The organism is Enterobacter sp. HMSC16D10 (assembly GCF_001807145.1).
Taxonomy (GTDB): Bacteria; Pseudomonadota; Gammaproteobacteria; order Enterobacterales; family Enterobacteriaceae; genus Enterobacter; species Enterobacter roggenkampii.
The window spans coordinates 13,736-25,635 of record NZ_KV787878.1 but is presented as its reverse complement, the minus strand read 5'-3'; the positions used below and the strand labels follow the sequence as shown (position 1 = coordinate 25,635).

10 protein-coding genes are annotated in these 11,900 nt (G+C 54.1%); 5 read left to right on the top strand and 5 right to left on the bottom strand.

All coding sequences use genetic code 11. The features are described 5' to 3' along the window. Positions 1-139 precede the first annotated feature (139 nt). Complete coding sequence (locus tag HMPREF3143_RS11040) at positions 140-1,756, top strand: peptide ABC transporter substrate-binding protein (protein WP_070533041.1); 1,617 nt, start codon at positions 140-142, stop codon at positions 1,754-1,756. 89 nt (positions 1,757-1,845) lie between these two features. Here the strand turns inward: HMPREF3143_RS11040 and HMPREF3143_RS11035 are convergent, their stop codons facing one another. The 4 genes from HMPREF3143_RS11035 to HMPREF3143_RS11020 all read right to left on the bottom strand — a co-directional run bounded on the left by HMPREF3143_RS11035 (position 1,846) and on the right by HMPREF3143_RS11020 (position 6,293). After that, positions 1,846-2,409, bottom strand: coding sequence for a DJ-1/PfpI family protein (locus tag HMPREF3143_RS11035; RefSeq protein ID WP_008501260.1), 564 nt, complete (start codon positions 2,407-2,409; stop codon positions 1,846-1,848). 217 nt (positions 2,410-2,626) lie between these two features. After that, on the bottom strand, positions 2,627-2,767 hold the full coding sequence (locus HMPREF3143_RS25935) for an Ecr family regulatory small membrane protein (RefSeq protein ID WP_021240268.1): 141 nt from the start codon (positions 2,765-2,767) through the stop codon (positions 2,627-2,629). 74 nt (positions 2,768-2,841) lie between these two features. Continuing rightward, entirely contained in the window at positions 2,842-4,077 is a 1,236-nt protein-coding gene (locus HMPREF3143_RS11025) for a sensor domain-containing diguanylate cyclase (RefSeq protein ID WP_025913058.1), read from the bottom strand. A 92-nt stretch (positions 4,078-4,169) separates the two neighbouring features. Next, a complete protein-coding gene (locus HMPREF3143_RS11020) occupies positions 4,170-6,293 on the bottom strand; it encodes a putative bifunctional diguanylate cyclase/phosphodiesterase (protein WP_070533039.1) in 2,124 nt (707 codons plus the stop codon). Between the two features lie 457 nt (positions 6,294-6,750). Between HMPREF3143_RS11020 and HMPREF3143_RS11015 the strand changes: the two genes are divergently transcribed. The 4 genes from HMPREF3143_RS11015 (at position 6,751) to dbpA (ending at position 10,889) form a co-directional block, all read left to right on the top strand. Further along, positions 6,751-7,893: a methyl-accepting chemotaxis protein gene (locus tag HMPREF3143_RS11015; protein WP_023292274.1), complete on the top strand. Its 1,143-nt coding sequence runs from the start codon at positions 6,751-6,753 to the stop codon at positions 7,891-7,893. A 155-nt stretch (positions 7,894-8,048) separates the two neighbouring features. Further along, positions 8,049-9,032: a zinc transporter ZntB gene (gene zntB, locus HMPREF3143_RS11010; RefSeq protein WP_021240264.1), complete on the top strand. Its 984-nt coding sequence runs from the start codon at positions 8,049-8,051 to the stop codon at positions 9,030-9,032. Between the two features lie 291 nt (positions 9,033-9,323). Continuing rightward, complete coding sequence (locus HMPREF3143_RS26295) at positions 9,324-9,488, top strand: proline-rich small protein YnaL (RefSeq protein WP_304665500.1); 165 nt, start codon at positions 9,324-9,326, stop codon at positions 9,486-9,488. A gap of 27 nt (positions 9,489-9,515) precedes the next feature. Further along, positions 9,516-10,889 (top strand): ATP-dependent RNA helicase DbpA, encoded by a 1,374-nt coding sequence (gene dbpA, locus HMPREF3143_RS11005; protein ID WP_023327603.1) that lies wholly within the window; start codon positions 9,516-9,518, stop codon positions 10,887-10,889. 42 nt (positions 10,890-10,931) lie between these two features. On the opposite strand, the gene ttcA is transcribed toward dbpA, so the two are convergent. Further along, complete coding sequence (gene ttcA / locus HMPREF3143_RS11000) at positions 10,932-11,867, bottom strand: tRNA 2-thiocytidine(32) synthetase TtcA (RefSeq protein ID WP_023344312.1); 936 nt, start codon at positions 11,865-11,867, stop codon at positions 10,932-10,934. Between the last annotated feature and the right edge of the window lie 33 nt (positions 11,868-11,900).

The window sequence follows — 11,900 nt, the reverse complement described above, 5'->3', positions numbered from 1 at the left end:
CCGCTGTTAATCAAATAGTTTCCTTAACGGCTGAGAATTGCCTTAAATCACTATTCAGGCGTAAGTTGTTTGCATTTCTTACTGTCGAAACAAATAATTACGCATCTGCTTTTTACCAGAATTTTTTAAAGGGGATCTTATGAAGCATCCTGTTTCGCGTCTTTTTGCCGCACTGTGCCTGTGCGGACTCTCTTCACTCTCATACGCTGCCGATGTGCCACAGGGCACGGTGCTGGCGCAAAAACAGGAGCTGGTCAGACACATTAAAGACGAACCGGCTTCGCTCGATCCCGCAAAAGCGGTGGGGTTGCCAGAGATTCAGGTGATTCGCGATCTTTTCGAAGGGCTGGTAAATCAGAATGAGAAAGGGGAACTGACTCCGGGCGTGGCGACGCGCTGGCAGAGCAACGATAACCGAATCTGGACGTTCACCCTGCGCGATAACGCAAAATGGTCTGACGGTACGCCGGTTACCGCGCAGGATTTTGTCTACAGCTGGCAGCGTCTTGTTGATACGAAAACGACCTCTCCGTTTGCCTGGTTTGCGGCGCTGGCAGGTATCAGCAACGCGCAGGCCATTATTGATGGTAAAGCGTCGCCAGATACCCTGGGCGTGACGGCGGTGGATGCCAGAACGTTGCGCGTCCAGCTGGATAAACCGCTACCGTGGTTTAGCAACCTGACGGCAAACTTCGCCTTCTATCCGGTGCAAAAAGCCAATGTTGAAAGCGGGAAAGAGTGGACGCGTCCGGGAGCGCTGGTCGGTAACGGGGCCTACGTTCTGAACGCGCGCGTGGTGAATGAAAAACTGGTTGTCGTGCCGAACACCCACTACTGGGACAATGCGAAAACTGTCCTGCAAAAAGTGACCTTTATTCCGATTAATCAGGAATCGTCCGCCACGAAACGCTATCTGGCAGGGGATATCGATATTACCGAATCGTTCCCGAAAAACATGTATCAGAAGCTCCTGAAGGATATTCCTGGCCAGGTGTATACGCCGCCTCAGCTCGGGACCTATTACTACGCGTTTAACACGCAAAAGGGGCCGACGGCCGATGCCCGGGTTCGTCTTGCGCTGAGCATGACTATCGATCGCCGCATTATGGCGGATAAGGTACTGGGTACCGGCGAGAAACCGGCCTGGCATTTCACCCCTGACGTGACGGCGGGCTTCACGCCTGAACCTTCGCCGTTCGAGCAGATGTCCCAGCAGGAGCTGAACGCTCAGGCCAAAACCTTGCTCCAGGCCGCAGGCTACGGCCCCCAGCGTCCGCTGAAGCTGAACCTGCTGTACAACACGTCGGAAAACCACCAGAAAATCGCCATTGCGGTGGCGTCCATGTGGAAGAAAAACCTCGGTGTGGACGTCAAGCTGCAAAATCAGGAGTGGAAAACCTACATCGACAGCCGCAACACCGGCAATTTTGATGTGATCCGCGCGTCATGGGTGGGGGATTACAACGAGCCCTCGACCTTCCTGTCCCTGCTGACCTCAACCCACAGCGGGAATATCTCGCGCTTCAACGACCCGGCTTACGATAAAATAATCCACCAGGCGACGCTCGAAACCACGGCGAAAGCGCGTAACACGGACTACAACATGGCGGAGAAAATCCTCATGGAGAAAGCGCCGATCGCGCCTATTTACCAGTACACCAACGGTCGTCTGATTAAGCCGTGGGTGAAAGGGTATCCGATTAATAACCCGGAAGACGTGGCGTATAGCCGGACGATGTATATTGAGAAGCACTGATGGTTAATGCGAACTGGCGCACGTGAGCGCCAGTTTTGCCATGGGTGATACCGCGCTGTGCTTTTCGGCAGCGATGAGACCGGAACGTATTATTCTAATAACGCATTAAACTTCGCCAGCCACTGCGGATGGGCGGGCCACGCGGGAGCCGTCACCAGGTTGCCGTCGACATGTGCCTGATCGATGCCGATCGTGGCGTAGTGTCCCCCCGCGAGACGGACCTCAGGTGCACAGGCCGGGTAGGCGCTACAGGTACGGCCTTTCAGGATGCCCGCGGCGGCGAGCAGTTGAGGGCCGTGGCACACCGCAGCAATCGGTTTGCGCGCGGCGTCAAACGCCTGTACCAGCTTTAACACGTCCTCATTTAACCGCAGATACTCGGGCGCTCTCCCGCCGGGGATGAGCAGCGCGTCGTAGTCCTGCTCCTTTACGGCGGAAAAGTCGGCGTTGAGGGTAAAGCGGTGACCGGGTTTTTCGCTATAGGTCTGGGCGCCGTCGAAATCATGGATTGCCGTTATGATGTAGTCGCCCTTCGGTTTGTCGGGGCAGACGGCATCCACCTGATGACCAACCATCTGTAACGCCTGAAAAGGCACCATGGTTTCGTAATCTTCGGCATAATCGCCCACCAGCATCAGGATCTTCTTGCTCATCATTCCTCTCCCTTGTCATTAAAGATGATTAAGATATAGCCTGGCGTGGCTGAAATGCGGGAAATAAAAAAGCCCGTCAGAGCACGGGCAACATAAGCAAGTGAATAAGTGATTCGTTATCAACGTAGTTGGAGGATAACGACGCGTATCTTACGCGGCCGTCAGGCTGGCAGATACCTGACAAATTCGGTAGGTGAAACACGATATTAAACGTGCGTTAAGGGGCGTCGAAGGTCGGGTAAAGACTATTTTCGAGAAACTCGACGAGATACCAGATTTCCCCGCTAAAAATAAACCAGAAGCCAAATATAATAAGGAGCAAAATAATTAAGGTGAGTATTATTTCTGTTTTGCCCATTGCAGATTTTACCCACCTGACGTTAATTTATTCGAGGCAGGCATTGTAGCGGGGCTTTCCCGTATACTCCAGTTTCATGCTGCAAGGACTTTATTGCGCCCATCATTTTTAGCGCGATACAGCGCATCGTCTACACGCTTAAACAGCTCATCAATCGTCTCCCCCGGGTTATGTCGCGCCACGCCAATGCTGACGGTAAACCGTGGTAAGCCCGGAATCGTAATGCGGGCAACGGCTGCACGGATCGACTCGGCAATCTGCAACGCGGTGTCGAGTGAGGTATGCGGCAGCAGGATGACGAACTCTTCGCCCCCCCAGCGGAACACCATGTCGTTCTCCCGACTACAGGCTTCCAGCGTTCGGGAGAGGGCAATAAGCACCTCATCGCCCTTCAAATGGCCAAACAGGTCGTTGATGTTTTTGAAGTGATCGGTGTCCACCAGCAGCAGGCTAAACTGCTGCTGGGCAGGTCGATTATTGAGATTGTTGGGGTCGGTAATCGCGTAGAACTGGCGTCGGTTGAGTAACCCGGTCATGGAGTCACGTAACGCGGCATGTTCCAGCTCTTGCTCCAGTCTTTTTTGCTCGGTGATATCGTGGATGATGCACAGCATCAGCTTGTCACCGTAGATCTCAATGGGTCCGGCATACGTCTGAACATGGCGGGTGGAACCATCGGCAAGGCGGTGAACAAAGTTGAGCGGCTTATGGCCGCCGGGCAGCGCGGCAATCGCAGTCATAATGGGCATCACGTCTCGCCCCAGGGTATTGATTTCCCAGGTATGCTTGCTGCACATACCATCATGCGAGTAACCGTAAAAATTGAGCGCAGCCAGGTTGGCATCAACAATCTGACCATCGCGGGCAGGATCGATTAACAGCATCGGCGCGCTGTTGGTCTGAAAAAAACGGGCGTAAAACCCCTGTTTTTTTCGCCGGTAGGTTGCGGAGCGGCTGGCCTTCAGTCCTGAGAGGATATGTTGGGCGATCCCCTCGAAGACAATCACATCTCCCCAGGGGGCGTAACGGGCAAGCGAGAGACGACAGCTTAACGGCGTATCCAGCCCATCCCGGCTTCTTATTGTCCAGATTTCGACGATCTCCTGCTCGGTTTTCAGTTCAGGTACATACATCGACAGGAGAGCTTGTGCATTCGCGGAATAGATGCCTTTACGCAGCTGATCGAGCGTCTTATCTCCCATAAGCTGCGTTGCGACCACGTTCGCAAAAACGATCTCTTCCGAAACGGGTGAAATAAGCCACACGGGGGTTTTAATAACGTTCAGCGCTTCAAAACCGTTTTGCGACATAGGCATTTCCTGTTCATCGGCTTAATACGCCTGACAATCATGACAGACGTGACTCGTGTGTTCTGCTTTGAAACATACTCTACTAAACCCCGTCAGGCATGGTTTTTTTGTGAAATAAATGCGGCGTCCGTTTGAATTTTATTAAGGGGGATAATTTGCCTTTCTGAGTTTATCTGCAGAAGCAGCCACGGCACCTGTTCGGCAGGTAAGGGGCGGGAGAAGAGGTAACCCTGCAGGTAGTCGCAGCCGAGACGGGTGAGAACCGCCTGCTGTTCTTCCGTTTCAATCCCTTCTGCCACCACGTTCATCTCCATGGTGCGGGCGATACTCATGATGGTTTCAACCAGCTTGTAGGTTTTTTCATTTTCTAGCATCGACGTTACAAAGCTTTTGTCAATCTTGAGCTCTTTTGCCGGCAGCACGCTCAGCATCAGCAGGTTGGAGTAGCCCGTACCAAAATCATCAATCGAGACGGTGATCCCCGCATGATTAAAGGCGTTGAGCAACTCAATGCTGCGGTCGAGATTTTTCAGCGCGGTGCTCTCCGTGACCTCAAGGATCAGCCTGGACGGGGACAAGTTATATTTTTCCAGCATCGACGATACGATGTGGAAAATGTCCGGCTGCTCGAACTGGACGGGGGATAAGTTGAGCGATAACGTCCACTGGCTGAACCCTTGTTCAGTCCAGAAATGCAGCTGTCGACATGCCGCTTCAATGGCCCAGTTGCCCACCGGAATAATTAAGCCGGTTTGCTCCAGCGAGGGGATAAACAGACCCGGCAGCACAACGCCTTGCTCAGGGTGCCGCCAGCGCAGCAGGGCTTCAAAACCATGGATAGTCTTCTCTTGCGCATACCAGGTTGGCTGGTACCACAGTTCAAACTGATCGCGCTCAAGCGCCTGAGAGAGCTCCTGAAGAAAACCGGGTTTTGCCGGGATTGCTGTCGACATCTCGGTTCTGTAACGCGCCCAGCCGTTGCGGCCGTCGTCTTTGACGTGATGCAGGGCTGCATCTGCTTTGAGTTTCAGTTCATGCAGCGTTTCGCCATCCTGAGGATAGAGGCTGACGCCCGCACTCATTGTCGTGTTAAGCGTATGACCACAGATCGAAAGAGGACGTCGCACATCCTCGAGCAGCGACGCGAGCAGGGCGTTGAGTTTGTCGTCGTCACATTCCGGCACGAGCAGGATAAAAGCGTCTCCTCCCAGCCTTGCCAGGGTCATCTCACGCGAGAGCCGGGAAGTGATGCGCTGTGCGACGGTGATCAATAACTCATCGCCGACGCTGTGACCCCAGGTATCGTTGACGCGTTTGAAGTGATCGACGTTCAGGAAAATAACGGCAAATTGCCTGTTGCTCAGCAACGCGCTGCGCAGGCAGTCCTGCATGCGGAGATCCATCTGATGGCGATTCGCGAGTCCGGTGAGCGCATCAAAGCGCGCCTGGAGCTCAAGCTGCCGATTGAGTTGTCGAAGATTATCCGTCAGCCGGCCGGTGCGCCGGTGAGAATCGATAAGGGAAATAATTAACATCACACCAAGCAGGCAGAGCGTGGTGACAGAAACCCAGATGGATAACCCCAGCTCGCCGATCCCCCCGGGGAGGGTATGCGACATTTCCGGGTAATGCGCAGCGCTCATGCCGGTATAGTGCATCGCACAAATGGCGGCACCCATGACCAGGGCGGCGAGAAGGCGCTCGATAAAAACCCCTTTGTCTCGCAGGCGGAAAGCCAGCCACAGCGCCGTGCCGGACGCCACCACGGCAATGACCACCGACAACCCCACAATACGGCGATCCCAGATAATGCTGCCATCCAGCATCAGGGCAGCCATACCGATATAGTGCATAGATACCACGCCTGCGCTCAGGATAGCCGTGGCAACGATCGGTCGAAACGAAGAACGTTTTTTTCCCGCGACGGCAATATCAAGGGCCGTGGTCGACGCAATAATCGCGACGCCCAGAGACGCAAGGGTTAACCAGAGGTCATAGCGCATCATCATCGGCATCTGCATCGACAGCATGCCGATAAAGTGCATCGACCAGATGCCGATCCCCAGCGTCATACCCCCGGCAATGCGCCAGAACAGGGCAGTCTTTCGGCTGGAAAGGGGGATCTTTCCGGCACTGTCCAGCGCCACAAAGGAGGCGATAAATGCCACCAGATAAGAGATAGCGATTAACACAGGGTCCCACGATATATTGAGCATTATGCAATCCCACGCCTGAGAGGGTTACCGATTTCGCCTGCCGGGCACATCTTAATCTGGCAACGAACATGCGCATTCAAACAATATTAGTTATTTATCGTGAAGCATGACCAGTCATATTAATACTCTACATCGCATTAAGAATATAAAATATATTCTCATTGTTAACGTATTAAGCATTGCTAAACAAGAGCGAATAAAAGTAGCAAAGCTCCTTAAATATAACGGCGATTGTATCGGTTCGCCGCAGCGGATGGTATCGCTTAACGTGGCGGCAGACCAGTATCACAGCATGCTGCGAAGAACATTTTCACTAATACGCTTTTTTCATCTGACTTAAGCTAAATCCCAGGCTGCTAACGGCGAAACAACAAACCCGTGAAGTTTCCGAGGAAAAACGTTTGTGCCAATGCTATAAGTCTAGATGCCGACCAAAATATAAAATGTGGGTATCATCATGCTAAGAAATATTAGTGTCAGAACCTTTATTATCGGGTTCCTTTTATCGCTATTTTTGGTAAACGCAGGTGTCGTTGTTCTAATTTCCAGCAAGCCCTCTCTCTTTATTTCCCTTAACGCTATCAATTTCGTTGCGCTATTTTTGCTTTGGGTCTATATGACCCGGTATCTTGTGACGCCGATCAATACGGTGAAGAAAAGTATTGAAGAGGTGACTGCCGGCAACCTGGGGGTTTCTATCCCGGAGTTTGGCAATAACTGTGCGGGGCGACTCATTCCCGGGATCAACAGCCTGTCCGGCAACATTGCGACGCTGGTGCGTGAGATCAGGGCGTCATCGCAAACCGCCATGACCTTATCGGATCAGCTCTCGACACGTAGCGCTCAGCTCTCGGTAAAAACCGAACAGCAGTCTGCGTCTTTAGTGCAAACCGCAGCCAGCATGGAGCAAATGGCGGCGAGCACTAAAAATAACGCCGATAACACCCGCCTGGCGAGTGAACAGGCGAATATGGCGACGCTGCAGGCGCGTAAGGGCGGGGAGCTGATGGGGCAGGTTGCCAACAATATGCAGTCCATTACCGAATGCGCCCAGCAGATGACGGAGATCATTTCGCTGATTGACGGCATTGCGTTCCAGACCAATATTCTGGCGCTCAACGCGGCCGTTGAGGCGGCAAGAGCGGGCGACCATGGAAAAGGTTTTTCTGTCGTTGCGGAAGAGGTCAGAAACCTGGCGCACCGCAGCGCAGAGGCCGCGAAGAATATTAAAGCGCTGATTGAAGTCACCAGCAGTAACGTCACGCAGGGCGCGACCGTGGTGTCGCAGGCAGAGAAGAATATGCATGAAATCGTGACGGGCTCGGGGAACGTCAGTCGCTTAATGGATGAAATCTCCGCGTCGACGTCTGAGCAGGAGAAAGGTATTTCCCAAATCACGCTGGCGCTATCGGAGCTGGAGCGGGTCACGCAAAGCAACGTGGCGATGGCGGAGGAACTCAACGGCTCCTCGGATGTACTGCGCAATCAGGTGATTGAACTCCAGGCCCGCACGCGGAATTTTAGATTGGATCACGGGTCTTCGTCCCCATTACCGACCGGCTCACCCTCCTTCCTCCAGCAGCCAGAACACTCTCTCTGAAAGCGACACGAAGCCTGGCATGCCAGGCTTTTTTCATACATCTGCCCACCCAGCTCAATTCCCGAGCGATTTCAGCGCGATGGAATACATAGTTGTTGCTTAACCCCTCATGAAAGCTAGACTGACACCGAAAGAGTTAAAAAGGTGGAGGTGCTGTGGAAAGCATTAAAGGATCTGAACTTAACGTTCCTGACGCTGTTTTTGCGTGGGTGCTGGACGGCCGCGGCGGTGCCCGACCGCTGGAAGATAATGATGCGATCGACAGTGCGCATCCCTGCTGGCTGCATCTGAACTATACCCATCCGGACAGCGCTGACTGGCTGGCGTCGACCCCGCTCTTGCCCAATAACGTGCGCGATGCGCTGGCGGGTGAAAGCCTGCGGCCCCGCGTAAGCCGCATGGGTGACGGGACGCTGATTACCCTCCGCTGTATTAACGGCAGCACGGATGAACGTCCGGATCAGCTGGTGGCGATGCGGGTCTATATGGACGATGGGCTGATTGTCTCCACCCGACAGCGTAAGGTCCTGGCGCTGGATGACATCGTCAACGATCTGAAAGAGGGCACCGGGCCGATCGACTGCGGCAGCTGGCTGGTGGACGTCTGTGACGCGCTTACCGATCACGCCAGTGAGTTTATTGAAGAGTTGCACGACAAAATCATCGACCTGGAAGATAACCTGCTCGATCAGCAGATCCCGCCGCGCGGTTTTCTGGCCTTATTGCGCAAGCAGCTGATTGTTATGCGCCGCTACATGACGCCGCAGCGCGACGTGTACGCGCGGCTGGCCAGCGAAAGGCTCGCATGGATGAACGACGACCATCGGCGCAGAATGCAGGATATTGCCGACAGGCTGGGCCGCGGGCTGGATGAAATTGATTCCTGTATTGCCAGAACGGCGGTGATGGCGGACGAAATCGCGCAGGTGATGCAGGAGTCGCTGGCGCGAAGAACCTATACGATGTCCCTGATGGCGATGGTGTTTTTACCGAGCACGTTTCTGACCGGGTTGTTTGGCGTCAACCTGGGCGGAATTCCGGGTGGCGCTTATCGCTACGGTTTTACGGCGTTTTGCGTGATGTTAGTTGTTTTGATTGGGGGTGTTGCATGGTGGTTGCATCGTAGTAAATGGCTGTAAATTTACGCTTTTTTCATCTTTTTCCGGGATTAAAACGCTCTTTTAATTGAGCGAAGTCAATAAACATCTACCCCGTAAGGTGCAATATTACTCCCGCAGGTGAATGCAACGTCAAGCGATGGGCGTTGCGCTCCATATTGTCTTACTTCCTTTTTTGAATTACTGCATAGCACAATTGATTCGTACGACGCCGACTTCATAGTCGGCTTTTTTTTGCCTCCTGATTCTGAGCGTCTACCCTAAAAGGGATGACAGCAAATTATGGAGGGAATGATGAGCATCCTTAACGCTCTGCTACTGCCACAATCGCGTCAATCCGATCCTATCCCCAGCGATCCGGTACCTATGCCCGATCCCATCCCGCGTCCCCAGCCGATGCCCGACCCGCCGCCCGATGAAGAACCGATTAAATTGTCGCATCGGACCGCGAGATCTGCGAGGATACGCGCCATCTGACCGCAAAGATCACCACGAGAGACAATTGTGACCGCTTTTTCTACCCTGAATGTTCTGCCCGATGCCCAACTCGCTAACCTCAACGAGTTGGGATACCTCACGATGACGCCTGTTCAGGCGGCCGCCTTACCCGCCATTCTTGAGGGCCGTGACGTGCGCGTGCAGGCGAAAACGGGCAGTGGGAAAACGGCGGCCTTTGGCCTTGGCCTGTTGCAGCATATCGATGCGGCGCTTTTTCAGACCCAGTCTTTGGTGCTGTGTCCGACCCGCGAGCTGGCAGACCAGGTTGCGGGTGAACTGCGTCGCCTGGCACGTTTCCTGCCAAACACCAAGATTTTAACCCTCTGCGGCGGGCAGCCGTTCGGTGCCCAGCGTGATTCGCTGCAGCATGCGCCGCACATTATTGTCGCGACGCCGGGACGCCTGCTCGATCACCTGCAAAAAGGCACGGTCTCACTGGATGCGCTACAAACGCTGGTGATGGATGAGGCCGATCGGATGCTGGATATGGGCTTCAGCGAGGCCATTGACGAAGTGATCCGTTTCGCACCAGCCGATCGCCAGACGCTTCTGTTCTCCGCAACCTGGCCGGAAGCTATCGCCGCCATCAGCGGGCGCGTGCAGAAAAATCCTCTTACCATTGAAATCGACAGCGTAGATGCGCTGCCGGCCATCGAACAGCAGTTCTTTGAAACTTCGCAGCAGGGGAAGATCCCGCTCCTGCAGAAATTACTGAGCCAGCATCAGCCTGCCTCCTGCGTGGTGTTCTGTAACACCAAAAAAGACTGTCAGTCGGTTTGTGATGCCCTGAATGCCGCCGGGCAGAGCGCACTGTCGCTGCATGGCGATCTTGAACAGCGCGATCGCGATCAGACGCTGGTCCGTTTCGCCAACGGCAGCGCCCGCGTGCTGGTGGCGACCGACGTCGCCGCGCGCGGCCTGGATATCAAATCGCTTGAGCTGGTCGTGAACTTTGAACTGGCGTGGGATCCGGAAGTGCACGTGCACCGTATTGGCCGCACCGCGCGCGCCGGGAACAGCGGTCTGGCCATCAGCTTCTGCGCTCCGGAAGAGGCGCAGCGCGCCAATATTCTCTCTGAGATGCTGCAGATTAAGCTGAACTGGATGAATCCCCCAGCCGGCGTCAGCCTTGTGCCGCTGGAGGCCGAAATGGCCACCCTGTGCATTGATGGCGGTAAAAAAGCCAAGATGCGACCTGGTGATGTACTCGGTGCACTGACCGGGGATGTGGGGCTGGACGGGGCGGATATCGGTAAGATTGCTGTCCATCCGGCGCATGTCTACGTCGCGGTTCGCCAGGCGGTTGCCCATAAGGCATGGAAGCAGCTGCAAAACGGGAAAATTAAGGGTAAAACCTGCCGCGTACGTCTGCTGAAATAAAGCATGAAGCGTCTCAGACGGTGTTTCTGAGACGCTAACCGCTTACTTCACTTCAAGCACGTTCAGACGCAACGCTTCAAACTGATTGTCATCGTCTTCCGGCTGCCAGCCTGCTGGCTGCATCGGGATCTCTTCCCGGTCAAACGCCAAATCTCCGCCGTTCACGACTTCTGACTCGTGATTGATGCCTTTAAAGTCGAACAGTTCCACATCCGCGAGATGGGAAGGGACGACGTTCTGCATGGCGCTGAACATGGTTTCGATACGACCCGGATAGCGCTTATCCCAGTCGCGCAGCATGTCGCCAATCACCTGACGCTGCAGGTTCGGCTGAGAGCCGCAGAGGTTACATGGAATGATCGGGAACCCTTTCGCCTGAGAGAAACGCTCAATGTCTTTTTCACGGCAGTAGGCAAGCGGGCGGATCACAATATGTTTACCGTCATCACTCATCAGCTTAGGCGGCATACCTTTCATCTTGCCGCCGTAGAACATATTGAGGAACAGCGTTTGCAGGATATCGTCGCGGTGATGGCCCAGGGCAATTTTGGTCGCGCCCAGCTCGGTCGCGGTGCGATACAGAATACCGCGGCGCAGACGAGAGCACAGAGAGCAGGTGGTTTTCCCTTCAGGAATTTTCTCTTTCACAATACCGTAGGTATTTTCTTCGACGATTTTGTACTCAACGCCCAGATTTTCGAGGTATTCCGGCAGAATGTGCTCCGGGAAGCCCGGCTGTTTCTGGTCAAGGTTGACCGCCACCAGGGAAAAATTCACCGGCGCGCTTTGCTGAAGATTACGCAGGATCTCCAGCATGGTGTAGCTGTCTTTACCCCCTGACAGGCAAACCATGATGCGGTCGCCTTCTTCAATCATGTTGAAGTCTGCAATGGCTTCGCCCACGTTACGGCGTAGTCGCTTTTGCAGTTTATTCAGGTTGTATTGCTCTTTCTTTGTATTTGATTGATTTTCTTGCATTTATTACTACCTTCGGAGCCAGTAGGGGCATAA

Bases quoted from the DNA above. Each gene is read 5' to 3' on its own strand.
- HMPREF3143_RS11020 (WP_070533039.1), bottom strand. From the start codon at position 6,293: ATGCTCAATATATCGTGGGACCCTGTGTTAATCGCTATCTCTTATCTG.
- HMPREF3143_RS25935 (WP_021240268.1), bottom strand. From the start codon at position 2,767: ATGGGCAAAACAGAAATAATACTCACCTTAATTATTTTGCTCCTTATT.
- HMPREF3143_RS11035 (WP_008501260.1), bottom strand. From the start codon at position 2,409: ATGAGCAAGAAGATCCTGATGCTGGTGGGCGATTATGCCGAAGATTAC.
- HMPREF3143_RS11025 (WP_025913058.1), bottom strand. From the start codon at position 4,077: ATGTCGCAAAACGGTTTTGAAGCGCTGAACGTTATTAAAACCCCCGTG.
- ttcA (WP_023344312.1), bottom strand. From the start codon at position 11,867: ATGCAAGAAAATCAATCAAATACAAAGAAAGAGCAATACAACCTGAAT.
- HMPREF3143_RS11040 (WP_070533041.1), top strand. From the start codon at position 140: ATGAAGCATCCTGTTTCGCGTCTTTTTGCCGCACTGTGCCTGTGCGGA.
- HMPREF3143_RS11015 (WP_023292274.1), top strand. From the start codon at position 6,751: ATGCTAAGAAATATTAGTGTCAGAACCTTTATTATCGGGTTCCTTTTA.